We start from the raw sequence: 26,417 nt of genomic DNA on the forward strand, positions 1-26,417 counted from the left end.
ATTGGTAAAGGTTTTGCGATTGGTTCTGCTGCCCTTACGGCACTGGCACTGTTTGCGGCCTTCATTACTGCTTATAACCTAAGCCACCCTACGGAGCAACTTACGGGTATCAACCTGACCAGCCCTTACGTTATGGCTGCCTTGTTTGTAGGGGGCATGTTGCCATTCTTGTTCTCTGCCCTTTCAATGGGAGCTGTTGGTCGTGCTGCAATGGATATGATCCAGGAAGTACGTCGCCAATTTGCCGATATCCCTGAGTTGAAGGCAGCACTTGCTGTAATGAGAAATAATGACGGCAAGGAATACAAGGATTGGAACAAAGCTGATCAAGATACTTTCGATGCTGCTGATGGCAAAGCGGAATACGACAAGTGTGTAGAGATTTCTACCGCTGCGTCTATTCGCGAAATGGTACGTCCAGGTCTGTTGGCTGTACTTGCCCCAGTGGTAGTAGGTCTTACGCCTGGCCTCATTGGTTTGGGTAGCGCCATGGGAGCAGAAATGCTTGGTGGTTTGCTAGCGGGTGTAACCGTTACCGGTGTACTGATGGCCATCTTCCAGTCAAACGCTGGTGGAGCTTGGGACAACGCCAAGAAGATGTTTGAAGAAGGTGTAGAAATCAATGGCGAAATGCACTACAAAGGTTCTGATGCACACAAAGCAACCGTAGTAGGTGATACCGTAGGTGATCCATTCAAGGACACTTCCGGTCCTTCTCTAAATATCCTGCTGAAGTTGATGTCAGTAGTAGCTTTGGTTATTGCACCAATGTTGTAAGAAAATTTGGTACGAGGTACTGGGTACTTTGTATTAGGTATAAAACGATCCCGAGGAAGGCAACTGTCATCTTCGGGATCGTTGTTTTATAACTGATACTTGACTTTTTTTATCACATAGACATATTAGGTTTTTTTAGAACCGTTTCAGGTGTAGAAAACCAAGCTATATGACTATGTGATGAAATTAATCTACACCCATTTTATCACATAGACATATAGGATTTTTAGAATAATCGAGATTCGGAAAATTCAAACTATGTGGCTATGTGATAAATAAAAACCTACCTACTCTCAAAATACCGATCCGTTAATTTTTTGATTGTCCCTGACAGTAATACCAGTGCCAAAACATTGGGGATCGTCACAAAGGCCAGCACCAAGTCCCCCAAGCCCCAAATGACGTTAAGTGCCGTGATCGCGCCCACAAAATGCATCAGCACATAAACCACCTTGTAGGGCATAATCCCCCGCTCCCCAAAAAGATAATGGACACAGCGGTCGCCGTAATAACTCCACGAAATCGACGTCGAGATACCGAAAAGGAAGACACAGAGGCCTACAATCACGCTCCCTGTGGTTCCCAATACCGAAACGTAGGCCAGACGGGTGAGGGGCGCACCATTTTCCACAGCTTGCCCGTAGAGCGCCGTCTTTGTTTCTCCATTAGTTAAATAAGCTACTCCGTCTGTCGGAGAGATGGTACCCGTAAAGGGAATTTGCTGTTCGGCATCTACGTAGAGTTGTGCTACCGCTACTTCGTGCCAGGCCAGTTGGTGAGCTTGTTCCTCTTTGGGGACGCCATTTTCGTAAGACAGCTCTACAAAGGCCATCTGTTCTTCTGCCGATAAGGCAAGGCCTTCCGTATTTACAATACTCATATCGCCGCCACTCAATGCGAGGGTGGTGGGCGTTGTGGCTGACCACACCCCAGTGGAAATAATCACCAAGCCCGTGATCGTACAAATGACGAGCGTATCAATAAAAGGCTCAATCAGGGCAACTACTCCCTCCGAAGCGGGTTCCTTGGCGCGGGCGGCAGAGTGTGCAATGGGTGCCGATCCCTGCCCCGCCTCATTGGAGAACAGCCCTCGCCGGATGCCCCACATCATGGTTTGTAAAAACACACCTACACCCGTACCGGCCACACCAGCGGTAGGGTTAAATGCCTCTGTAAAGATCAGCTGGAAGGCGGGGAGCACACTGTCTGCATGGATAAAAAGCACCGCCAGGCCACCACCCACATAAAGCAGCGCCATCACCGGGGCAATGATACTCGTAACCTTACCAATCCGCTGGATGCCCCCCAGGATAACCACACCCACGAGAAGGCTACTGAGTAGGCCCGTCCAGGCCGGAGCGACACCCAGTTCCGTCTGTGCCAAATCCGCAATAGAATTAGCCTGAATGGCATTGCCCGAAAGAAAGGCTGTCAGCATCAAGGCGCCAGCGACCAGTATGGCCACGGGTTTCCAGCGTGGGCCCAGGCCTTTTTCGATGTAGTACATAGGGCCGCCCGCGATATTGCCCTTCGCATCGACTTCACGAAAGTGCTGGGCCAGGGTTACTTCGCCGTATTTGGTGGCCATGCCCAGCACGGCGGTTACCCACATCCAGAATAACGCGCCTGGCCCGCCCCAGTGGATCGCAATAGCTACCCCGGCAATGTTCCCAATCCCCACCGTAGCCGACAAAGCCGTCGTGAGCGCCTGAAAATGACTGACGTCCCCGGGATCATCCGGATCGTCATACTTGCCACTGGCGACCGCCACCCCATGAAAAAAGCGCCGAAACTGAATGAGCCCCAATCTAATCGTAAGCCACAGGCCCGTACCCAATAACATGGTAATCATTACCGGCTGCAAAACCGCATCCAGCATTTCTTTGAGTTGTTGTAAGTCCATTTTTTTTGCTGGCAATATCCCGCAGCCAGCGAGGAAAAATGGGCTTTCTCAGAAATGATCGGGGGAGATGTCAGAAAGAATTTGGGGGTTGTCAGTAGGTGTCAGAAGTCGTTTTTAAAGTTAATATTTTACTATTTATAATTGCCTAGACTAGGCTAGCGTTTTGAAAGCAAATAGCTCTCAAAATGAATAAAATATCACTTGCTCTTCTCTTTTTACTTTCACTTGTTTACGGTTGCTCCAAAGAAGAAACAAAGCCCATTGTTTGTCCGGAATCGGATAACTTAGGGTTTCAAAGCTACCTTCCTGATGATCGAGAAGTTTTCCTTTACGAGAACACGCTGCATGAACAGTTGATTTTTGAAAATGCAGAGGGAGATACGCTAGGTTTTTATATGACCCCATTTTCCGATGACCCCACTCCATCCGTTTTTATCGGAACGATAGATAAAAATGAGTCTAAATATTGTAACGGAGTAGATAGAATAAATCTTCAATACCAGCAAGAGAATTACGGTGTCTACTACAATGCCTCTATCGGTAATCGGTCGATTGGTTTCAACGTAAACTTTTTTGCCAAATTAAAAGATGAAAACTTCGATTACTCCTCCCCCGAAAAATTCGATCAAATTCTATCTATCTATATTAGCCTTGGCGATTACAGTGAATTCCAGATCAAAATTTCGGAAGATTATGAAACGAGTGATTTGATTACAGACCGAGGACCTTGGACGATTCATTACCAAGATATTACCTTAAACAATAAGTCATTCAATGATGTATTTTTAGCTCGTAACAAGGACACACAGGTTGTCTTTGTTTATTCCTTAGATCGTGGATTGTTAGCGTTCATTGATGAAAATGAAGTAGCGTGGACTTTTAGTCACTACAGCTCTTTCCCTAGAGATATTGCTTTTGATTTCACTCTACCAAATAGAGAAGGAGAAGAAGTATCGTTTTACGAATCAGAGGGAGAGTTAATCTTACTGGATTTTTGGGCATCGTGGTGTATCCCTTGTATCGAGGAAATTCAATCGACTTTGATACCGCTGCATGAAATGTATTCCGATCAAGGCCTTACGATCGTTAGTGTCTCCATAGATCAAGATCAAAATGAATGGGAAGATAAATTGGATGAATTAGAGATGGAATGGCTACAATTGCTTTCGGCAAGCGGTTGGCAATCACCACTTTTTTTGAATTACGAAATTTATTTCATCCCAACTATTTACGTCATTGATAGAGAAAAGAATATTCTATCGAAGAAACTACGAGGGGAAGAACTCAAAACATTCGTCGAAGAGTATTTGAATTGACGCAAAAAAAAAATAAGTGGTTCGAAAGAAAACGTAGTAATCTTCTTGCCTAGTAGAAAATCAAAAAAAATTAAGTGCCTTTGGTGGTTCAAAAACGGTAGTAGCCCGAAAAAACTATGTGCCTATGTGTTAAACCGAAACGCTCCCCTTTTCAACACATAGCCACAGAGAAAGTACTTCCAATTATGCGTACCCAATAATCCAACTATGTGCCTATGTGATAAAAATCAAAAAACCTTGGTGCCCTTGGTGGTTCAAAAAAACTACGTCGTAACCCCAATCTCCTCCCCCCCCAACCTCAATCGAATATGGCGCTGCTTGCCGTATTCAAACAAGCGATCTTTTAGCCATTGTTTATGCTCGTCGTTCGCGTCGGGGATGGCCTGTAGAATGTTTCCCAAGAGGCGATTGATTTCGTTGTAATCTTTGATGTCGTAATTTTTGCCATTGCTGGATTTGGGCTGAATTTCTAACCATCCCGCATTGGGTTTCGCTAATTTACTTTCGGCGAAAGCTTGTAAGAGGGCATAGTTTTTTTCGGTGAGCGATAATCGTTGACCATGCAAATATGGCGGTAGGTGAAGGATGATTTCGTGCATCCACTTGCCTCCTTCCTTTCTTTGGTTAAACAACAGAAAACCAGCAGTACTGGCTTGTTTTACCGTCGTTTTGGCCAATTCCTCGACCCAGCTTAGCGCTAACGCAAAAAACAAGGTGATCAGAATGCTTTTGAAAGTCCCGTTGAGGAGCATCTTGTAAAAGGGAGCATCCGTCAGTTTGAAAACCTGCGCTAGCAAGGTGAAGGCGATGGAAAACACTGCCAAGTAGGCCAATAGCCGCAAGCCGCGTTTCTCAAAAGAATTCCAGAAGGTGAGGCCGAGAAAGAAAAGGGTAAATACCGCAAAGGCAAGGTCGATGGCGTAGATGAACTGGGTCTTGACCGGTATGATCCAGCCTGCCAGCATCAGGAGGGTAAGTATGCTGGCAAAGGTGAAACTGACACCCACCAATATCCGCCATGAATCTGACTGTACGACGGGTTTTATCAGTCGGGGCAAGTGCCGAAAACGAGGGAGGGCCAGTAAAATAAAAGCACTGTTGAAGATCGACAACATGCTTTTCCAGCCTTCAAAACGCAGATGGTCGGTCGCACTTCCGGCAATGGTGTGCGCTTGTGCTACCTCTACCCAACCGGATAAACCCCATACCAACACCGATATCGACAGCCACAAAAGGCCGGGGTCTCGCTCGAGTAAATCGTTGCCTCTGGTGATATGGTGCCAGATCGCCAAGAGGGCTACGCCCGCGAAAGTGCAGACGCTGATTTGTCCGTAACCGTAGAATAATTGTAGTAAAGCTTCTTGCGTCATAATACCGACCTTGAGGTAGTCGTGCCTAAAGGTACGATATTACGTATTTTGTGGGCCATTGTCAAAACACTCTCCTTTCATGTATCTCAGAACAGCACTTCTCCCAGAAAAAAAGTTTATTGGCAAGTTCATCCAGATGTCTTTAGCGGAGGATCGGACCCAAGAGCTTTGGCAGTTATTTATGAAGGAGAGGAAAACAATCCGGCAAATTCCAGGAACAGACCTTTGCAATTTGGTGGTTTACGATCCACCGCTTGATCTCCAAAATTTTCAGCCAACGACGGTTTTCACCAAATACGCTTTGGCAGAAGTCGCTAATTTCGATGACCTTCCAGAAAGCATGGAGTCGTTTGTGTTATCCAGTGGCCTTTATGCAGTGTTTCTTCACCGAGGCCACCCGGCAAGTTTTCCTCAGACGCTTGGGTATATTTTCGGGCAGTGGCTGCCTTCGTCTGGTTATGAACTCGATCATCGTCCTCACTTTGAATTGCTAGGTGAAAAATATAAGAATAACGCCTCCGATTCAGAAGAAGAAGTGTGGATTCCTATTCGGGAAAACGACTATGCCAAAGCCCATGTAAAGGTGCGTAGCGAATAGCGAAGCACGGCGCACGGAGAAGCAGCAGCAGTGATAGCAGCGGTACCGACCAGCGGGAGGTAATAGCGAATAGCGCGATGGCCAGCCGATAGGCGTAGCCAGCTGCCCGAAATATTTTACTTATTCCCTTCTGAAGCTCTTTGCTGCTTCTTTGGCCCGAAAAACACCACAAATACCACCCATCCTAAGAAGATTAATCCACTCCCGACCCAGATAGGCATCGACGTATTGATGGTGATGAGGTAGCCCCCGATAAGTGGTGGAATAAGCTGGCCTAGCGACTGCATCGACTGGTTGATACCCAAGATTTCGCCTTGCTGGTCTTCATTGGCTTGCATAGAAATAGTCGCTGTCAGATTAGGTGAAGTGATCCCTTGGGCCAGTGCTACGAAAGGATTGAGGGCATATAGTAACAAGTCGTTATTAGGGATTAAAATTAGGATCAAGGAGGCACTGAGGCCCAGAATGGAATAGGTCAGGATTTGCTGCGGAGGGTAACGCTTGCTGAGTCTGGGAACAACAACGCCCTGTGTAATGGCTAACCAGACACCTACCCAGCCAAAGAGCAGGCCAATGCTTTTTTCGGAATACGCAAAGTCCTGGATCAGGTAAACGGCAAAAAACTGTGTAAAAAAGGTGAAGCCCAATGATAAAAGTAGCACGACGGTGAAAATCCGCCGTAGGTTGGGGCTGCCAAACGAAAGCGCCAGGTTGCGAAAACCGGTGAGTAGATTAATTTTTGTCTCTCGCCGTTTCTTGAGCGTCTCAGGGAAGGCGACGATCACAAAGATGACGTTGAGTAAGGTGAGGACTGCCGTAAACCAAAAGGGCGTGGCAGCAGAAAACCAGGAAACGACGGTGTCGTCCGCTAGAATCCCTCCAATAGTAGGGCCGAGGATAAAACCCAATCCAAAAGCCATACCTACTAAACCAAAGTTCTTGGCCTTGCTGCTGTTGTCGCTTAAATCTGCGATACTGGACAGGATGACCGCAATATTTCCTCCGGTAAAACCTGGAAGCATCCGCGAGAAAAACAGTAACGGCAGGTTTTGCCAATAAATGGCCAGTGCCAGTAGGATGTAACCAATCATGGTTCCCGTTTGGGAAACCAACAAGACGGGTTTTCGCCCGTACCGATCTGATAAACTGCCGAGCATTGGCGCACCAAAAAATTGTAAAAGAGGGAAAACAGCGAGCAGTGCTCCGTATAACAACGAGCGTTGGTCGGCACTAAAAGCATTGGAAACAATGCTCGTTTCGGGATCAAAAAATAAAGCGGGTAATACCGGGATAATGATCCCTACCCCCAACATATCGATAAACACCGTCAAAAAAATGGTAACCAACGGTGAGCGGTTATTCTTCATGTAAAATTAGCTGAGTTTTGTCGGGAGGTGACGTTGTCGGAAACTACTCTTTTGTTCTTCCTGCCAGTACTTTTACCAAGGGAAGCAACCAGCTAGGGCTGGTTTCCAGGCGGTCTTCCCATCGGTCAGCGATTTGCTCACGGAGCCTTGGCCAATTTCTTTTGTGCCAAACGAGCGACAGGCGATATTGTCGGGTGATCCAAGTAGGAATTTGTTCGTAAACAAAATGGCGGATGACCTCAATGTGCTGAATGAATTTGATGTGTGCATAGACGAAAACAGCAGCACCTACGATACAAGTCATTGGATCAAGGCTACGGTAGCCGACCATTTGTGATATCCCTACTCCCAGCCACGTTCCGTAAAGGATAACGTAGTGGGCGCCATAGATGGTTAAGGTTTCGCTCCCTATTTTGGTTATCAAACGAGGAATGGCACCGATCCTTGGGATGGCCCACATGAACAGTGACATGGCAATAAATACGTGACCTAACCGCCAAAAAAGGTAGTTGTTGTTAAATAACACGGGTAGATAATGCCAGCCGGTAAGCTCGTAGAGGTTTACCAGCATTTGCCATGAGCCCAATGTGAGAGTAACACCAAAGGCCATGAGCAAGGCAGGAAACCAGTGCGTAAACGCCCATTGTGATTTTTTGCTCAAAGCATATCCTAGTGCGCCACCAAAAAAGGCAAAGCCCAGCCAGGGAACCATCGTAAAGTTGGAACCCAAGTCTCTGGTAAAGTAATGGGCAAATACGACAGGTAAATGATCCCAAGTATTTTCGGTAAAGAAGGGATCAATAAGGAAAGTACCCACACCAAAGACAATCATCCAAGTTGCTAGTGAACCTCCTAATAGTTCGCGTATGCCACATACCGCAATGAGGGCGATCAAGGCTAAGCCAATGATGTGTAGCACATCTACCGCCAAAATCCAGGGGCTGAAGTAGCCAAAGAGGAGGCCAGGGAAATTCACCTTCAGTAGGTAGCCGATCCCCAAGAGGAATAAGCCCCGTCGTAATCCTTTTTTGACCCTTTTGTTTCCTTTTAGTGGTCGGCCGTCTTTTAAAAGAAGGTACGTAAACACCAAGCCTGTAACAGTAAAGAAAATGGGGGCAGTCATTCCACGCATAAACGACCACAAGGTAAACAGCGTAGAATCGGCACTCCGGTAGGACTCTGCTAATAGCGTATCCACAAAGTGTCCTTGCAACATCATCAGGATGGCATAGGCTCGCAAGACATCGATAAAGACAATCCTGCTTTTGTTAAGCGGTGTTGTTGGCAGATGCTCCAATGGCAAAAGTGAATTATTCAATTAAGGGAGTTAGCAAAAAAATATTGAATAGTTAAGTAACGTGTCCGGGTGTGTTGGGATTAACAAGCGCAAAGTTACGGGAAAATTTTATTTGGCGCTGCTAATTTTTTGATTTTCAGCAGCTACGTACCCAAAGCCGAAAGATTATTATTGTTTTTTTTACACTCCGCAGTCTATTTCTTATACAAGAAAATGCATGTTATAAAATTTCATTTGGTAAAAGTAAAATTCGCCAATAGGCGAAAAAAAGAACAGAGATCAGGAGCACCATCCTGACCTCTGTGAGCATCTCTGTTTCTGGCTGCTCTATGAATAACTAGTTGTATTCTCCGCAAGCGTATTACCATCTTGTTGGACAGTAACTTTTATTTGGGTCTCATCGGCTTTACGGATAAAAAGGCCTGTGTTGGTCGTTCGTGTGCCTCCGGGAGCTTGTTCTAAAGGCAAGATATCGACCGTGATTTCTCGGGTATTACTGCCCTCAGGGAGGCTAATACTGGTCACTGCTAAGAAATGGCCCTTAGGCACATCGGTCACAGTAATATCATCATCATAACTGTTGTCGTTGACGTGATTGATTTGCTGAGAAACGTTCATAAATATGGGTTTAAAAAAATGAATAATTCCTAAATATACTGATAGCTAAAGCCGTTTACAAAAAAGCTAAATGAAAAATAGTGTCTATCAGGTTTAGGCAGCTTCAAAATGTAAAATCGTATCTTGAGCCTTCTGGTATCCTTAAATTAACTATGCAAGCACTCCAACAAGTCGGTCAATTACTAGTGGAAAGCAAACCACTGCCGGCGCTGGAACAACTCCTTGCTTGGGCAAGAGAACAGTTGCCTGAGATGGTTAATGACATCGAGCTACAGATGTCTAGGGTAAATCTCGTTGTCCAGAATTTCCAGCAAGGCCTTATGACCATGTCTGACTACCAGACGAATCTTCTTCAGATCAATAGCGGTATCCTTTACCTGCTGGATGAGTGTAAGAAGAGTGTAGGGGCCAGTACGACTGATGCCGGAGGGGCTGCCCTGCACGAGTACCATGCCTACACTTGCGACCGAGTAGCCCATAGCGATACCTTTCGTCAGTTGTTTGGTGAGCAGAAACAGCCTGTACAGTTTTATTTTCTTTACGGAGGTGATCTGCAATCTCACGAAGGGCTTTTTCGGCGTATTTCCTACGACCTGGAAGGGCGATTACAGGATTATCTCAACCCGGAATTAAAAACCAATATCCAGTCGCTACAACTAGAGATGACGTTTGAGTTTAGTCGTCAACTGGAGCACTATAAGCAAAATATTCTGCGAAGTTTCTTCTCTATGCTGGGCCTGCCTCCCAACGAGCATGAGCCATTGCTGGAGAAAGACCTGACGTATGCCCTAGAGCGTAGCCCGCGCCTGCAAAATCTGAAACCAACCGATTACGTGTGTGTATTTTTGCACATTAGTCAATACGACTGGGACCCCGACCTCACCCCTGCTGCTGCTAGTTGGTTTATCAAAGAGTTCTGCCAGGAAGGAAAAGTCAATACCCCCGTAACAATCCTCTTTTTTCTTGCCATCGAATATGACGAAGAAGATGCCGACTTGAAATCTGAGATTCTCGCCGCACTGGAAATGGCAGAGCGGTTACAGCCATTACCCGAGTTAGACATGGTTGCCCAGCGCGACATTGGTCGCTGGCTGGAACATTACAAGCAAGTTTCGCCGAATTCACGTACCCGAAAAGAACTGATGAAAACTGTTTTTGGCAATAGCCGAGAACACTACATGGAAGATGTAGAACTGGAATTGAAAAAGATCATTGATCAGTATAATAATAACATCGTGCAATGAGCATTCGCATTCATACCTCCGCGGTCAGCCAACCTTCGGCCGAAAAATACATCATGAGTGATGCCCTGCGCAACGCCGTAGAAGTAGCCATCGCGCTGGAACAGCCGCTGCTGCTTACCGGTGAGCCGGGCACAGGTAAAACGCGCCTGGCTTTTAAAGTCGCTGCTGATCTGGCTAGCCAGAAGAGTGATTTTAAATTTATGGGAAAGCCACTTATTTTTAATACCAAGACGACCTCCACTGCTCGTGATCTTTTTTACACTTATGACGCCTTGGCCCATTTTCAGGCGGCCAACATTGATAAAAAAGGCGGCATCAACACTTCCGAGTTTATAGAACTTCAGGCACTGGGCCGCGCGATAGCACTCACTAACCCGGATGGCCAAACCGATGGGCGTTTTCGTGCCGATCTTGGCGATGAGGCCCGCAGCAGTGTTGTACTGATAGATGAAATAGACAAAGCGCCGCGCGATTTCCCAAATGATATTTTGGCAGAGATTGAGCGATATGAATTTCAGATCAAGGAGCAGGACAATTATTCAGTTCGCCGTGCTGGGAAGCAACGAGTGGTGGTGATCATGACAAGTAATTCAGAGAAAAACCTGCCGGATGCTTTCCTACGGCGTTGTGTTTTCTACCATATTCCCTTCCCTGATCAGGCAACCCTGTTGGCTATCGCTAAAACCCAATTGGGCGAAGCCACCAAATTTACCGATGATTTACTCAAGAGTTTGATCGAAAAATTCCGGCAAGTGCGTCAGCAAGCGGTCCGTAAACCACCGGCTACGGCCGAACTCGTAGCTTGGTTGCGTATTTTGGAGATGCGTGACATCATGAGCAAACCCTCCGGTGAGCAGAATGAATTCCTTCGCGATCACCTTTCTGTTTTGGTAAAAACCAAAGAAGACCTGGATGCCATGCAAGGCATCTTTTAGAGCTTAATGGCCGACCTCAAAGCGCATATTGACACCTTTCCGCTGGAGCATCTCTTCCAGCGTCTGACACTGGCGGGGTTTCACCTGAGTCCGGGTGATCGCCTGCGTGCTTTGCGTGTTTTGGGAGGCCCTGGCAAAGCTTACCTCCGTAAACCAGAACAACTTAAAGCATTGCTTGCTCCCGTTTTGGTACGTAGTGAAGCAGAACAGTTGAAGTTTTACGAAATTTTCGATCAGTACTATCGGGAAGTTTCCGCACCACTGGAGCTGGAAGAGGTACCCGTTCGCGAAAATGACTGGTGGCGTTGGTTGCTGATTCTTCCACTTTTGGGAGGACTATGGTATGCTTATTATGCACTCACGCAGCAGAAACCTGGCCATGAGAAATTGTCGGTATACATTGACGGCCCTGATTTTGGTGTGCCAGGGGATACGATATTGCTTAAAAACTTAAGTCGTTATTCCGGAGATAGCAGTGCCTTGAGTTGGCGATGGAGCTACGTAAATTTAGCAACTCAACAGGAAGAAGCTTTTGATACCAATCAGTTTGATTGGCCCCTGATTGTGCCTACCTTAGACAGTGGCTCTTACCTCAGGGAAATTCGCCTAGACGTTTACCATCCCGCAGAGGATACTGCTTATCAGGCAGCTTTGCCCTTTACGGTGCTTTGCCCGGAGACGCCTGCTGTTACGGGCATTTCAGGGCCACAGCAGTTGGAAGTTGGTCAACAAGTCGATTTTCGCGCTCTTTTTGAGGAAGGCGCGACAAATATTATTTCTACTACGGATGGCGACGAAGGCCTTACTGGCCAAGCATTAAACTGGGTGTTTACCTGGGAGTTTGGTGATGGCACCCAAGAAGAGGGCACTTATATGATGCAACATGAGTATGCCCAGAATGGACAATACCGAGTGCGCCTGACGGTGAGAGATACAACAGCGAAAGGCTTTTGTGTTACCAGCCAATCATTAGAGGTAAAAGTGGGTAAAGATCAGGCGTTTTTACCCTTGTTTGAATTGCGCAAAGACAAGCTGTCAGTGCTGGCAACTTGGGGTTGGGGTTTCTATGTCATCCTGGCTTTGTTGGGCATAAGCCTACTCTATTATTGGTTGCGTTGGTTGATTCGCCGCAAGAAGCCACTTACGCCCAAACAGCAGGAAGATGCTCGCGACGAGGCCTTTTTGGCACGTTTCGCTCATAGCGATAAAGCTCCTTATTTTATTCCTTTACGCAATCAATCTTCGACGATTACCTTCTCGCCAGTGCTATTACGTCTGGCGGATGCGTTGCGCCTGAGGCAAGAAGGTTTGCGTAAAGAGATTGATGTGACCAGAACCCTGCAAGCGACGATTGATCGTGGAGGTTTCCCAGAGGTGCGCTTTCGCTTTGCGACCCAGCCCAGTGAATATTTGTGCCTGATTGATGAGCAAAGCAGGGCTAGCCACCTGGGCGAATTGTTCAAATACCTGGCGCATAACCTCGGGGCACAAGATGTACACCTTGAGGTTTACTATTACCGTAAACACCTCAGTCAGTTTTGGAATGCCTATTTCCCGAAAGGACGGACACTGGACCAATTACAACGGGCTTATCCCAACCATCGCTTGCTGGTATTCGGCGATTTGCATGAACTTATTGACCCACATGCTTCGGGGCAACCTCGCCTAAGGTTGGCAGCAGCAAGCGTATTGCGACAGTGGCCTTTGCGCCTGTTGCTCACGCCAGTACCGCCGGTCAGCTGGAGTTATCGCGAAAAACTATTGGCTCGTATTTTTAATGTATTCGCAGCAGATGACGCAGGCCTCTCAGCAGCAGCACAGCATATTGAAAACGATGAAGAGCTGCTGCCTAATGGTGCTGCTTTTGACCGTTGGCAAAACCGGCAACAAGATCAGCGCAAAGATGCAGATACTGAACACCGCAATTGGCGACGCTGGCGGTTTATCAAAGCATACCTCGGAGCTTATGATGATGAGCTGGTAAGATGGTTCAAGGCTTTGGCGGTATTCCCAATTCCCAGTTGGGAGATGACCATTGCTATTGGAAAGGCTTTAGGCATCGACGTTACCTACGATAAGCTGTTGCAATTGGCCCGCATTCCTGTATTACAAAGTGATCGCTTCGATGAACGATTACGCAGGGAGTTGATGAAGGAACTGAACGAAACCGATGAGCAGCGTGCTCGCGCAGCAGTACAAGCGGAATTATCGGCAGTAAAAGCCATCAGCGAAGGGTCTCATGCACATCGAGATTTGGAGACCGCCCTCGCGATTCAGGATTTCGCCCTGGCGCCTGACGACGACGATCATCGCGAAACCCTGCGCTTTTTGCTGCGACGTAATTTGCTCACACCAGCGCAGGAGGCTGATTTGGATCGAGTAGCAAAGCGCGAAACGGAAGCTGCTCAACAACCGATGAGTAAAGTCGCTACTAAAATGGCGCCTCAGGCTAAGTCGGTTCGTGATTGGTTGGAAGAAGATGTTGATTATGAACTGGATGCAGCCACTCCTGAGAAACCAGCAGATCGTAAAGATTTGAAACGTGCGCTGTGGCTCACTGCAGCGTATGTGGTGTTATTGTTATTGGGTTGGAAGTTTGGTGCTACAGACACCCTCTACCAGCTGGCTTTCGCCGAAAAGCCAGAGCAACGTGCCCAGCGATCAGGAAAACCCTTACGCAACTACATCTTGGTCAAAGAAACAGCCGTCATAGATAGTGCAATTATTTACAATAATCAAGGCGTTGAACAAGCGCAGATTGGAGAAGATAGAGATACCCTTGCAGCAACCTATTTTGAGCAGGCGCTAGACGCTGCAAACAACCTCATTCACGGCAATGGAGAGACGTTTAATGGCCAAACAGTGTCTTATTCTCTTGCCAATGCAAATTTGGGACGCTTGTATTTCAATGCGGCAGCAGCCAACTTGAATGCCTATTTACAAGACAGCCTGGGGCAGGCAGTGCTACCTCGTTCTTTGGCTTTGTTGGATAAAGCGTATGTCAGCGACAGTGTCGCTCTTGATGTGTGGCATGCACGCGGTGTGGTGCATTATTATGCTGGTAGCCCTGAGGATTCGAGTTTGTATTATTATCGTTTACTTGATTCGTTGGATTACTTTTCAAACATTGGATATACCCCCAGTTTGGAAACTTTATTGGGGAGGGAACGATCGAGGATAGTAGCCGTTAAATTCACTGACCTTAGAAATGAGGTTTTGCAGGTAAACGTCGAGTATTATTTAGATCGTAGCGTTGATCGGGAGGCCGAAATTGTTCTGGAGCCTCTTGGAGAAGGCAACCAGCCGTCGGCACAAACGCAGGCAATTAGTCCAGGATCCGGTTCGCTTATTTTCCGACTGGAACCTCCTTCGTCTTCGCCGGGTAAGATGAGTAGCCTGCGCTTACAGATGCGTCGCATAAAAGAAACGACGATCATTGATAAGAAAGAAGAAGCTTATACTCACGATTGGCAGGCGCCACCACAGCAGCAAAGAGCACCTCAACAACCGCCAGCGCCAAAAGCAAAACGCTTTGAATTGCGCGGACAACTATTGGATGCCACAACACAGGAACCGATTGCTGGTAAGCCTATAGAGCTAAAAGAACAACCGAATTTGGCGAGCCAAAGGTTACTTACCTTCAACGGGGAAACAGACTTCTACGGCGAGTTTATCCTACGAGGAGATTTAGAGCGTACAGCTAGTACCTTTATCCTGGAGGTTAAAGTTGATGGCTATAAAACGTATAACAAGACCTTCCAATCTGGTGATGAATTACTAAAAACCAATCCGCTTCAGTTAGCGCCCATCCTCTTAGAAAAGAACATCGCCCGTCCCCGTATGGAACTCGTCAGCGGTGGCGGCTTCGAAATGGGCAACGGAGAAAAAGGAGCGTATGAAGACGAGCGCCCGGCCCACGAAGTGATTGTTGGCAACTATTACCTTGGTACGCGTGAGGTTACTTTCGCCGAATACGATCTTTTCTGTGACCTCACAGTAAGGATTAAGCCTGATGACGAAGGTTGGGGCCGAGGACAACGACCAGTTATTAACATCAGCTGGGTGGATGCTGCCGCTTATTGCAACTGGCTCAGTGAGCAACACGGCTATTCGCCTGTTTATAACATTGAGCAGCAGAAAGGAGGAAGGGTTACTATTCGCAGTACTAGAGGCGGTACACCCGATGGCTATCGGCTACCTACCGAAGCCGAATGGGAATACGCTGCCCGTGGTGGTATCATGGGTGATAAAAGTGAACGCTATGCCGGCAGTAATAATCTGGAAGAAGTAGGCTGGTATGAAGCCAATAGCAAAAACCAAACCCAACCTGTAGGGCAATTACAACCCAACAATGCAGGCATGTACGATATGAGTGGCAATGTATGGGAATGGTGTTACGATTGGTATGGCGGCTATCCAAGTAGCCAGCAGAGAGGCCCCATTGGCCCAGATACCGGGTCGCATAGGATCATTCGCGGTGGTGCCTGGTTACAGTCTGCTAATGATTGCCGGGTGACTACTCGCCAATATCGGCGTCCGGAAGAAAAGACGGTTTATATTGGTTTCCGCTTGGCGCGGAACTAAGCTGTCTAATACCCTCGCAAATCCGAATACTGCCCCAGCGCAATAACCTCCCAGGCGTCCAGGACATGTAGTACTTCGGCTTGGTTTTGGGAAGCAATAGCTATCAATGCGTGATCGCGTGGAGTGTCTTCTTGTTCATGAGGCAGGATAGAGCGACCATAATATTCCGGGAAAGCCTGCGGATTATCAATAACCATACCTCGGGCGGCATTGGACCAGATTTCGAATCCCAACCGAGCATCATAACACAAGCGTTCCAATTGCTGGATTTGCTTGGCCGAAGCATCGTGAATCAAACAAGAATAAGTGCGGTAGTGAGATGTTTTGAAAACACCCATTTCGGCGTAAACGGGCACGCGCTTGCGCGCTACGATATGGTGACCGATGGGTTTGCGTTCGTACAGTACTTCATCGCGAAAGCGAAAACCTGAAGCAGGATGAGGGATGCTGAGAATCTTGGCTCGTGCCGGATCAATCGCCGACATCCACAAGATTTCAAAGGTACCATCGTAGGTCAGGCGTAATCCTTCTGGTGTGTTGGGGAGTTCACTCAACCCAAATTTTGACCAGACATTGCGGGCGATACGCGTTTTTTTAAGCGCCGTAGCCGCAATACCCAAGCACCACCAGCCTTCTCGCAAATCAGGAAGAAAAGCGATGGTTTTTTTAAAATAGTAAAAGGAGGGCTTCCATTCACGGCGTTGGTGATAGATGCGCGCCAAAGCCAGATAAGGAGGATGCCAATCGGGTACCAGCTTGATGATACGCTTGTGTAGCTTGACGGCGTGGTATACGTCGCCCAGTTTCCAGTAGCGTTCTGCTTCTTCAAATAGTTGCTGATGATCCGGTGGTATGTACATAAATCGGTCCCCTCTGCTCGTTGATAGTTGGATACAAAAAACGTTATAGTATTGCTTCTTGTTGCGACAAAATTAAGGGGTGAAAGGCTAATGTGCAAGGATATTAACGTTGTTTAGCCCATCGTCCGACGAAATTGAGTTTTTTATACCCAATTGGCCGAATTACTAAAAAGCACGGTGTCGCAGCTCATCCGTCGCGCAGGAATTCAAAAAAATCCCTACCTTTCAAAGGTAAAAATCAGACTTCAGCAATGACATCACCATCGGTCATCATTATTGGCGCCGGGCCCGCCGGATTGGCATCGGCAGGCCAGCTTCGGGAGAAAGGAATTTCTTTTATTATTCTGGAAAAAGGCCAGGGAGTCGCCCAGTCTTGGCGTGACCACTACGACCGGTTGCACCTGCATACTGTGAAGGAGTTGTCTCACTTGCCGGGCGAGGATTTTTCCGACGATTATGACCGCTACGTTCATAAGACCGACCTCGTGCGTTATTACGAGGAGTATGCCGCAAAAAGAGACATCAAGCCGCTGTTTGACAAGACGGTCGTAGATATTGAAAAAACAGGCGAGCTGTGGCAGGTGGTGTGCGAAGATGGCAGCAGCTACGAAGCACCTGCCGTGATTATCAGTGCAGGAATGAATCGGGTTCCTTTTAGGCCTCATTATCAAAACGAGGAAGACTTTACGGGAGAAATTCTCCACAGCCACGATTATCAAAACCCTGCGCCTTACCAAGGCAAGCGGGTATTGGTCGTAGGCATGGGTAACAGCGGTGCCGAGATAGCGCTAGATCTCTGTGAACACGGGGTAGAAACTGCTATTAGTGTTCGTGGCCCGGTAAACATTGTACCTCGGGAGGTTTTAGGAAATCCTACACAGGTGACTGCTCTGAAGATAGGCAAACTACCTCATTGGTTAGGCGATGCGCTGGGCCTGTTGGTACGTAAATTTACCGTGGGCGACTTGCCTAAATACGGCATTGAACTCCCCGCAATTTCCCCAGCCAAACAACTCAGAGAAACCGGCCAAACACCAGTAATCGACCTGGGAACACTGGATTATATCCGCTCTGGAGAACTCAAAGTACTGCCAGGAATCGAAGAGTACACCATCAATAGCATTGTGTTCTCCAATGGTGAAGAACAGCGTTTTGATACTGTCATTTTGGCCACCGGCTTCCGCGCCTCCCTCAATGAATGGCTGCATCTGGACAATGAACATTTCGATCAGCGGCAACTACCCCGCAAGCCCGTCGGAAGTGGGCCTTATGCAGGCTTGTATTTTCTGGGCTACAACAACTACGCCCCTGGTGGCGGCCTGGGCATCATTCGCCAGGATGTATTTCCGATTGTAGAAGCGATTGAGGAACGGATAGCAGTTGGCAACTAACTCCCACTAACTACCTGGCCAACAAATAAGTAAACCTGCTAATCAGTACCCTTTAATTTACTTTAAGGCAATTATTTTTTTATATTTATATCTGGTCAACCAATCTGGTGCACTAGTCTTGACTTCAAGTTAATTCTTAACAGATCAAATATAAATTTTGAAAAAAAATGAAAAACGCCTACGCTTTAAAGACTCAGATGTTTTTTACAACATTGATGTTATTGCTGTTTTCTGTTCCTATATTCTCTCAAACCACCTATAACATTACGGACCCAGAGGCACTAGAGGATCAGACTTACGTAGCTGGAGATGAAATTATATTAGCAAATGGTATTTACGATACGGATGAGCGTATAGACTTTATTGGTAATGGAACAGCAGACAATCCTATTGTTTTCAGAGCCGAAAGCCCAGGAGGGGTTAAGTTTACCGGTGGCTTGCAAATGAATATCGGCGGAGATTATGTTGTTGTAGATGGCTTTCATTGGCAAGGTGGTTATGGCGCAAGCAATTTTATCCAATTTAGAAATGGTACTGATTATGCTAATTATAGTACCATCCAAAATTGTGCTATTGATGGTCTAGCAATACACCCAGATGATGTGGCGGATGATATGGAGAATAATTCGATTACAAAACACAGGTGGATTGTATTGTACGGAACCTATAACACCGTTATCAACTGCTCCTTCATGAATAAGGCAAGTGCAGGAGCTTTAATTTTAGCAGAATATGCATACAATGCTGAAGAAGATGCTTGTGCAACTGTTGGCCATACTATTACTAATAATTATTTCTATAACTATGAAAAAATTGATGCATCCCTAAGTAATGCTGGCGATAGTGAAACGATACGGATAGGTACAAGTGAGTATCAAAATGTCAATAGTAATGTAACCGTTAGTAACAATTATTTTGTTGAAGCTGACGGTGAAAATGAAATCATCACGAATAAGAGTAAAGGTAACATCTATACGAATAACACTTTTAGAAGATGTAGAGGGTCTTTGGTACTACGTCATGGTTCTAATGCTACTGTTGATGGAAATTACTTTTTGGGCGAAGATGTAGATGGTACTGGCGGTATTAGAATTACAGACAGTGACCACACCATTACTAATAATTATATTCAAGATTGTATTACCGTCATCAGCCAAGCTAAATGGAATAATGGTGTAACATTTTTAGGAGGTGGCGATGACGCTGCCGTTGCTTGTACTTCTACAGATGTTTCAAACGGCTATCAGCAATCTGAAAACATTAACCTTTCTAACAACTCGATTGTAAATACCAATGCGCCGTTATTTTATAATACAGACAAAGGATCAACCGATCCAACAGGAACCGTTTCAAATAACTTAATTTATTTTGCTGCTGGTGACCCAAATATATCCGACGTTATTACGGGTGATACGCCTACTTCTTATGCTGATCTTGGTACATCACTGACTTACACCGGAAACGTTTATACTGGAAATGATTTAGGGGAAACGAACGCTGGCTTTTCTTTAGAGGCGGGAATTACGGCTACTGCAAATGGTGAGATTTTTACTTTTTCAGGAACGGGATCTGAAGGAAAAGGTGCTGACATGGGTGCTTATACACCAACAACTGATGATATGGTTGGTTACGGCATTGGAGCTTGTTTTTTAGATAATTTAGGCGCCAATATAACTGATGGAGATTGTACGATTATTGTAGGTGAGTTATTGACTATTAGCAGTTTGCCAACCTTTACTGCTGCTGCATCCAGCGAAGATGTTGTTGTTAATGCTAATGTAAGCTGGACTGCTACTGCCAACGATGCCTGGATAACCATTGATACTGATTCTGGTACGGGTAATGCAACCGTTTCAGTTATGGTTACTGAAAATACAGAAACAAGTAGCAGAGTGGGTACAGTGACATTTACACAAGATGCAGGAGGTAACGATATTGTAAGAACGCTAACGGTTACCCAAGAAGGTGTAGATATAACAGACCTGTATGACCTTATCAATATAGGTACAGGGGCACCTGGCGATAAGGTTACCGTGCATTCTTTTTCAAAAGAAGAAGTAAACGGCGTTGATAAATTTAATTATGCAAAAAACACTTTAGATAAAGACAATAGCACCGTTTGGGCTGCCGATGATGATGCTATTGTAGCAGGAGACTACAAGGGTGATGGAGAATATATTATTTATGATTTAAGCAGTAGTCATTACATTGATTTTATTCAGTTTACGACCACCAATAAATCAGACGCTTTTGGGTTTCAAATTTTGGTGTCGACTACAGGGACAGATGCTTCAGATTTCTCACTAATCCTACCAACTTCAGGAGATTTGATATTAACAGCAACCAATACAACCGATTTCAATCAATATGAAGTCAGTACAGCAGAGGCGCGTTATGTGAAATTAATAGGTTATGGCAGATTTAATAGTGATGGAGATACCAGAACAAGCGTATGGAGTGCCGTTGGTGAAATTGAATTTTATGGTAGCGAAATAGTTTCTACTGACGAAATTGAACTTGCCAACAAACCTTTAATCTACCCCGTTCCTGCTAAAGACATATTGCATTTGAAAAATATGAACGGTATTGATTTGATATCTATCTACGATATGAATGGTCGAAAAATCATGGATAAAAGCATTACAGGTTCAGGATTAGACGTTGATCTTGATGTTTCTTCCATTCCTAATGGTTCTTACATGATGACGCTGAAAGGAGACCAGATCTATCAATCAGAACTATTCATTGTTTTACATTAAAAAAACAGGCTCTTAACTACTCGCTATGCAATGAAGGAGCATGGCGCGTAGCTAGTGTCTTGACGATATGCCCGATGGTGTTTCATTTAAATGAGTTTATTTCTCGTATCTTTAGATGAGCAAAATATTGATTGGAAGGTAGTTGTGTGTGTTACAGTAACTAAACGTTCGGATTATGAAATGGGCATATAGTATTCAGCAAAAAATAAAAGCGGCGGTATTACTCGCTATCGTTTGTGTCATCGTACTCGTTACCAACCTGTTGGGTAGATGGCAGATGGATAAGCTGAGCGATTCATTTTCTTCTGTATATAAAGATCGCTTGGTCGTCGAGAGCTATATATACCTGATCTCTGACCACTTATACCAAAAGAAGTTGACGATTGACCATTGCGCTGAATTAGCTGATTCCGACCTCCGCTCAGAAATTGGCGATCACAATACGGCTATTAGTCAGTTGCTGTTATCCTATGAGAAAACACTACTCACGGAAGAAGAAGAAGCTTGTTTTTTGGGGTTCAAAGCTAATGTTGCCGCCTTGGAGGGGCTTGAGGATCAATACTTACAACTCTCTTCCGAGGAGGCCGAATACACTGCTGTTCTCAACTTGCTCAATGAGCATTTTGATCTGGCTTCTGCCAACCTCCGGCAGCTTTCCCTTATTCAGATCAAGGAGGGCAAAATGCTCAATGATCAGTCTCAACGTATCGCTAAAGGTTCCTATATCGTTACTAGTTTTGAAATGGTCATACTCATTTGTATCGCGATCATCTTGCAGATGCTCGTGCTAGCCAGCCGACCAGCCATTTCTCAAAAGTGGCAGAAAGGAAGCTTGAATTAGCCTTGTATTAAAGCCACCGCGCTTAACTCAACTGGGGCAGTATCTCTAAGGAGCTACCCCATCCGAAAATAAATACACTTCAAGTACGCTCCTTCCGGAAATCCAATCGGGTGATCCACATCATGAAAGCTGCGCTCGAGTTCTGTGAAAGGCTGGCTGGAAGCCCGCACCTCTTGGGTCATCAGCTCGAAGAACTCTTCGGCATTCACTCGGCTGGAGCAAGAGGCCAGTACCAGTATTCCACCTTTCGCAACAAGCGGTATAGCCAACTTGGCCAGGCGCGCGTAACTGTGCAAAGCGCCTTCGATCTCACTGGCTTTCTTTGCAAACGAAGGCGGATCGACGATCATCAATTCAAATTTTTCACCGGCGTTCCGAAGTTCTTCCAAAGCCTTAAATGCATCTTGGGCCAATGTGCGAAGCGGCGGGTCTTCAAGATTGAGAAGTGCATTCTTTTTTGCCATTTCCAAAGCTTGGGCGCTGATGTCCAGGCTGGTTACTTCGCGTGCGCCACCAGCCAAAGCGTGTACAGAAAAACCGCCAGCGTAAGAAAAGACGTCTAAAACACTCTTTCCTTCGGCCAGTTCTCCAATCCGCTTCCGATTGTGACGATGATCCAGAAAATAGCCGGTTTTGTGCCCTGCAATCACGTTGGCACTGAACCGAATACCATGTTCACGGAAGATGATCTCTGGATTGGGCAATTCGCCATAAATCACTTGCCCATCGTGCAGTCCTTGCAATGCTGCCTGTTGTTTCTGAACATTCCTGCTCAGTCGCAGCACCAGCGTTTTGGTCTTGCTTTTTGCCAATAAAAGCTCAAAAAGGTCTTGCAGGTAAGGCAGCCAAATGAGGCTGTACAGTTTCACCACCAGCACATGGTCGTATACATCGGCAATCAAACTGGGGAGGCCGTCGTTTTCGCCATAGATGAGGCGATAACTGTTGGTGTCCGTCGCCAAAAGTGGGGCACGCTTGGTATATGCGTCGTCAATTTTTTCTTCCAACCATGTTCGATCAATATTGGCCGATTGCATATATTGAAGCACCTTGATCCGAATGGGAGAAAAAGGATCATACAGTCCCAACGCTAGAAATTTATTCTTCTTCTGGTCAAAAATGATGGCAAGGTCACCAGCTTTGCCTTCCTTGTTTTGCTTGGTAATTGAGGCTTCAAACACCCAAGGATGCTGCTTGCGCACCATCCGTTCCGCCGCAGGCTTGAGCCGGATAGCCAGCCGATCTTGACTTACATTGGGAAGCAGTGGAAATGAGGACAAAGTGATTGGTTTTGTTAAGCTTGTTTTTCTAGCCACAGAGGCACAGAGACACGGAGCTTTAAAGAGGATTTTTTAAATAATCCCAACTAATTCACAAAAGTAGGCAGAGAATTTTGAATTAGGGCAAACGCATCAAAAATAGAGGACCTCACAAAAGCAATACGCTCTATCGTTATCGAAAACTCGACTTGGATGGATGCTTTTCGCGAGAGGCAATGCCCTACTTAGTAGCGAATCTTCTCACAACGTCTTCCCCAAAATCGCCTGTGCCGTCACCCGTGCCGTAACCACACAACCTCCCAGAAAGGTGCCCTCCAGCGAACGGTGCCCATGCATCCCGCCACCGCCAAATCCTGCCGCTTCGCCAATAGCATACAACCCCGGAATGGGTGCTTGCTGACCAGCGCCATCAGGCTTCTGTAGCACTCGGCCACTCAGATCCGTTTGGATACCGCCAAGACTTTTCCGAGAAAGAATAAACTCCCTGATAGCCACAAAAGGCCCTTTTTTAGGGTCGCCAATTTTGGCCATATTGCTGGTGCGGGCCTTGTCACCGCGCCACTGCCGGGCATGCTGAATACGTTGCTGCTGCTTGTCGCGGTAAGGCGGTCCTTGGTCAATACTACCGTCATAGGCAGCTACAGCGGCTTTTACATCCTGTAGCTGTACTGCATCCGTGCCTTGCAGGGCATTCATTTTATCTACAAGCTCTTCCAAGGTGTCGGCAACGAGTACATCCTCACAGTCGGTGATCATCTTATCGACGAGTTCCTTGTTGCCCAGCAAAACGGTCTTGATGACTTTGAGGAATTTTTTATTCCTAAAGGCCGGATTGTGCTCCGAGCCCGAAATGGCAAACTCCTTCAGCATGATCCCGTAGTTGAGCACCTGCCACGAGTATTTTTCTTCTTCCTCGCAAATACGTTCTACGAGGTAGCGAGTATCGTAGGCGGTCACCAGCGGCTCTGGCCCCATACGCTCGCCCCGATAGTTGAGCCAAAGGGCCGTTTTGCAGGGGACAAGGCTGAGACCGTGATCTTTTTTGCGAGGCGCATAATGCCGAATACCCGCTGCATAATTCCACTGCTTATCCAGGTTCACGACATTGCCATCAATAGCCGCAGTAGCATCATGCAAGTCGCCAAGGGCGTATTTGTGAGCACCATTGAGGATAACCTCCGGTGGTTTGCCCCAGGTAGGGTACCAGTTTTGTTTTATTTTTTCGATGTTGCCGTTGATGCCGCCGGTTGCCACAATCACCGTTTCCGCTACAGCGGCAAACTCCGTGTCTTTGCCCTCGAGTTGGCCATGTACGCCCTGTACGCCTTCGCTGTTACCCAAGAGTTCCAGCACGCGATGCTCGTAATGGATGCTCAAAAGCTTGTTGTTACTATGCCCCAAAAGCTTGCGCTTAAAAACCTGTACGAGCTCCCAACCCGTGCCCCATACCATATGAAAGCGGGGAACAGAGTTGCCATCATCGTTCAGGCCGCGTTCTACCCAGTTGAGTACCCGGAAAAAGTCAATACCGTTTTTTCTCAACCAGTGATAACCGTGATCGGTGCACAGGTGCAGGTACTGATCGGCCCATTGCTTGCCCCAGTATTCATCTGCCGCAAAATCAGCAAAATTGTACCAATCTTGCTTAGCTAACTCAATACTGTCTTTGATGCCATTGCGGCGCTGGTGTTTGGTGTCTACGAAAAACATGCCTCCAAAGGCCCATTTGGCGAGCCCTCCCAGCTCATGCTCCACATCTCGGTCCAGCATCAGCACTCGCTTACCGGCGTCAAGCAATTCGATAGCTGCAATGATCCCGGCAATACCGGCACCAACAATAATAACATCCGACTGATAATGAAGCGTAGAGGACATAGAAAGGGCAGATTTGCTGCCAATATCGCAAATTTCAGTAAGAAGGGCTCGCTAGATTTTGGGCAACGTCTTTCTACACGCTACCCAAGGGGCCCCGCATCTCTCTACAACTTTAACCTTTAAGCTAAAGTCCAGCTAATTATTTCTTATTTTGCCACTCTTATGGAGTTGATCAACTTGGATTCGTTTCGGCGCTATTACAATACGCACATTTTTCCAGAGCTGCAGCGCACCGAGCGCCTGCGTAAGCGACTGCTTACCCTTATTTTTCTTTCGGCGCTCATTATCTTCCTCATCCTAACTATCTCGGCCTATCTGGGGGTGGTTTTGATCTCGTTGTTTCTCATTATGCCCATTACCTTCTACATCTTTTACCTAGCGTATCAGATTCAGAAATTTCGGCAAACCTTTAAACCGCGGATAGTAGGACTAATCCTCGATTTTATGAATGAGCAGCTCAATTTCACCAACCTGAGCTACGATCCGCGCCAGATGATCCCCAAGCTGCTATTTCAGCAGAGCAATATTTTTGCGACTCCTGCCCAATATTACCAGGGCGAAGACTTCATCAAAGGCATGGTAGGTGAAATGCCCTTCGCGCTTTCCGAGCTGGTTGTGCGCGACATGTCTAGCATGACCAACAAGCTGCAAGATGTATTTGAAGGCGTTTTTCTACACGCCATCTTTGCCGAAGAGGATACCGAAGGCACTATCGTGGTTTGGCCCCGCCGCCGCAAGCACTACCTGACCCGCAGTATCAAAGAATTCAATTTCCAGGGCGGTGTAAACGTAGATCACGAAATCAACGACCCCTTTTTTCATGAACAATTCCTGGTCTACGCCACCGAAGACACCCACGTACAGGGTATCCTGTCGGAGCCTATGCAAGATGCCCTCTCGCGTTACGTGGAGATTACCGGAAAAGACATTTACCTCTCCTTTATAGACCGCAATATTTTTGCCGCCATCAGTGAAGAGCGTGATTTGCTAGAGCCCAGCATCTTTACGTCCAATATCAACTTCGACCTCATCCGAGAATTCTATTTCGATATCATGCTGGTACTGAAAATCGTCGAAGATTTTGATCAGACGCATTAAATATTCTATCTTTTTGGGGTCATGCCGGTAGGTGCGTTGCTTTGCAAACACCCCTACGGCACCAGGCTGTCCAGTCGCTGCCACTCCTTTCCATCCTTCGCCCTGCTCCTCCGTCCGCCTTGCTTCAGGCTCCGCCTTACGCACTGCTGTTGCACTTACTTACGGGCCTGTCCCCGTCCATGTGTCCCGCTGGCGGGGTCAACTCGCAGAGTTGGGGGCACACCACAACAGGAACCAATTCAGAGAATTGAGGGAAGGATCAGCCTCTTACTTAGAATTTTGACAGCGTTTATACCCTCTTCGG

The 26,417-nt window shown here is 46.6% G+C and carries 18 protein-coding genes; 10 read left to right on the top strand and 8 right to left on the bottom strand.

Going from position 1 to position 26,417, the window contains the following annotated elements; translation table 11 throughout:
* Positions 1-777, top strand: a 777-nt coding sequence (locus ACRBG0_RS06390; protein ID WP_431486071.1) for a sodium/proton-translocating pyrophosphatase, incomplete at its 5' end; no start/stop codon positions are given.
* Positions 778-1,060: 283 nt separating this feature from the next.
* Here the strand turns inward: ACRBG0_RS06390 and ACRBG0_RS06395 are convergent.
* Entirely contained in the window at positions 1,061-2,680 is a 1,620-nt protein-coding gene (locus ACRBG0_RS06395; protein WP_431486072.1) for an alanine/glycine:cation symporter family protein, read from the bottom strand.
* 185 nt (positions 2,681-2,865) lie between these two features.
* Here ACRBG0_RS06395 and ACRBG0_RS06400 point away from each other — a divergent pair, with 185 nt between their 5' ends.
* Positions 2,866-3,996 (top strand): TlpA family protein disulfide reductase, encoded by a 1,131-nt coding sequence (locus tag ACRBG0_RS06400; RefSeq protein WP_431486073.1) that lies wholly within the window; start codon positions 2,866-2,868, stop codon positions 3,994-3,996.
* A gap of 263 nt (positions 3,997-4,259) precedes the next feature.
* Here ACRBG0_RS06400 and ACRBG0_RS06405 read toward each other — a convergent pair whose 3' ends face one another.
* Positions 4,260-5,366, bottom strand: coding sequence for a hypothetical protein (locus ACRBG0_RS06405; protein WP_431486074.1), 1,107 nt, complete (start codon positions 5,364-5,366; stop codon positions 4,260-4,262).
* A gap of 79 nt (positions 5,367-5,445) precedes the next feature.
* Between ACRBG0_RS06405 and ACRBG0_RS06410 the strand changes: the two genes are divergently transcribed.
* On the top strand, positions 5,446-5,964 hold the full coding sequence (locus tag ACRBG0_RS06410; RefSeq protein ID WP_431486075.1) for a GyrI-like domain-containing protein: 519 nt from the start codon (positions 5,446-5,448) through the stop codon (positions 5,962-5,964).
* A 116-nt stretch (positions 5,965-6,080) separates the two neighbouring features.
* Here ACRBG0_RS06410 and ACRBG0_RS06415 read toward each other — a convergent pair whose 3' ends face one another.
* The 3 genes from ACRBG0_RS06415 to ACRBG0_RS06425 form a co-directional block, all read right to left on the bottom strand.
* Positions 6,081-7,331: an MFS transporter gene (locus tag ACRBG0_RS06415; RefSeq protein WP_431486076.1), complete on the bottom strand. Its 1,251-nt coding sequence runs from the start codon at positions 7,329-7,331 to the stop codon at positions 6,081-6,083.
* A gap of 43 nt (positions 7,332-7,374) precedes the next feature.
* A complete protein-coding gene (locus tag ACRBG0_RS06420) occupies positions 7,375-8,649 on the bottom strand; it encodes a heparan-alpha-glucosaminide N-acetyltransferase domain-containing protein (protein WP_431486077.1) in 1,275 nt (424 codons plus the stop codon).
* Positions 8,650-8,955: 306 nt separating this feature from the next.
* A complete protein-coding gene (locus ACRBG0_RS06425; protein WP_431486078.1) occupies positions 8,956-9,246 on the bottom strand; it encodes a hypothetical protein in 291 nt (96 codons plus the stop codon).
* A gap of 152 nt (positions 9,247-9,398) precedes the next feature.
* Between ACRBG0_RS06425 and ACRBG0_RS06430 the strand changes: the two genes are divergently transcribed.
* Genes ACRBG0_RS06430 through ACRBG0_RS06440 form a run of 3 tightly spaced genes read left to right on the top strand, consistent with a single transcriptional unit; the run spans position 9,399 to position 16,009 of the window.
* The gene (locus ACRBG0_RS06430; protein WP_431486079.1) at positions 9,399-10,490 is read left to right on the top strand and encodes a hypothetical protein; all 1,092 of its coding nucleotides are present in this window, start codon (positions 9,399-9,401) and stop codon (positions 10,488-10,490) included.
* Entirely contained in the window at positions 10,487-11,425 is a 939-nt protein-coding gene (locus ACRBG0_RS06435) for an AAA family ATPase (RefSeq protein WP_431486080.1), read from the top strand. Before ACRBG0_RS06430 ends, ACRBG0_RS06435 begins: the two co-directional genes overlap by 4 nt.
* Positions 11,426-11,431: 6 nt before the next feature.
* A complete protein-coding gene (locus ACRBG0_RS06440) occupies positions 11,432-16,009 on the top strand; it encodes an SUMF1/EgtB/PvdO family nonheme iron enzyme (RefSeq protein ID WP_431486081.1) in 4,578 nt (1,525 codons plus the stop codon).
* A gap of 5 nt (positions 16,010-16,014) precedes the next feature.
* Here ACRBG0_RS06440 and ACRBG0_RS06445 read toward each other — a convergent pair whose 3' ends face one another.
* Positions 16,015-16,869: a tetratricopeptide repeat protein gene (locus tag ACRBG0_RS06445; RefSeq protein WP_431486082.1), complete on the bottom strand. Its 855-nt coding sequence runs from the start codon at positions 16,867-16,869 to the stop codon at positions 16,015-16,017.
* A 251-nt stretch (positions 16,870-17,120) separates the two neighbouring features.
* Here ACRBG0_RS06445 and ACRBG0_RS06450 point away from each other — a divergent pair, with 251 nt between their 5' ends.
* The 3 genes from ACRBG0_RS06450 (at position 17,121) to ACRBG0_RS06460 (ending at position 21,860) form a co-directional block, all read left to right on the top strand.
* On the top strand, positions 17,121-18,260 hold the full coding sequence (locus ACRBG0_RS06450) for a flavin-containing monooxygenase (protein ID WP_431486083.1): 1,140 nt from the start codon (positions 17,121-17,123) through the stop codon (positions 18,258-18,260).
* Between the two features lie 167 nt (positions 18,261-18,427).
* Positions 18,428-21,019, top strand: coding sequence for a chondroitinase-B domain-containing protein (locus ACRBG0_RS06455; RefSeq protein WP_431486084.1), 2,592 nt, complete (start codon positions 18,428-18,430; stop codon positions 21,017-21,019).
* Positions 21,020-21,194: 175 nt separating this feature from the next.
* Complete coding sequence (locus ACRBG0_RS06460) at positions 21,195-21,860, top strand: MCP four helix bundle domain-containing protein (protein WP_431486085.1); 666 nt, start codon at positions 21,195-21,197, stop codon at positions 21,858-21,860.
* Positions 21,861-21,913: 53 nt separating this feature from the next.
* Here ACRBG0_RS06460 and ACRBG0_RS06465 read toward each other — a convergent pair whose 3' ends face one another.
* Both ACRBG0_RS06465 and ACRBG0_RS06470 read right to left on the bottom strand, forming a co-directional pair.
* Positions 21,914-23,140 (bottom strand): class I SAM-dependent rRNA methyltransferase, encoded by a 1,227-nt coding sequence (locus ACRBG0_RS06465; protein ID WP_431486086.1) that lies wholly within the window; start codon positions 23,138-23,140, stop codon positions 21,914-21,916.
* A 240-nt stretch (positions 23,141-23,380) separates the two neighbouring features.
* Positions 23,381-25,015: an FAD-binding dehydrogenase gene (locus ACRBG0_RS06470; protein ID WP_431486087.1), complete on the bottom strand. Its 1,635-nt coding sequence runs from the start codon at positions 25,013-25,015 to the stop codon at positions 23,381-23,383.
* A 162-nt stretch (positions 25,016-25,177) separates the two neighbouring features.
* Here ACRBG0_RS06470 and ACRBG0_RS06475 point away from each other — a divergent pair, with 162 nt between their 5' ends.
* Positions 25,178-26,113 carry a DUF3137 domain-containing protein gene (locus ACRBG0_RS06475; protein ID WP_431486088.1) on the top strand — a complete coding sequence of 312 codons (936 nt, stop codon included), beginning with the start codon at positions 25,178-25,180 and terminating at the stop codon, positions 26,111-26,113.
* Positions 26,114-26,417 lie beyond the last annotated feature (304 nt).

Origin of the sequence: Lewinella sp., from assembly GCF_050633125.1 — a bacterium.
Classification (GTDB): domain Bacteria; phylum Bacteroidota; class Bacteroidia; order Chitinophagales; family Saprospiraceae; genus Lewinella.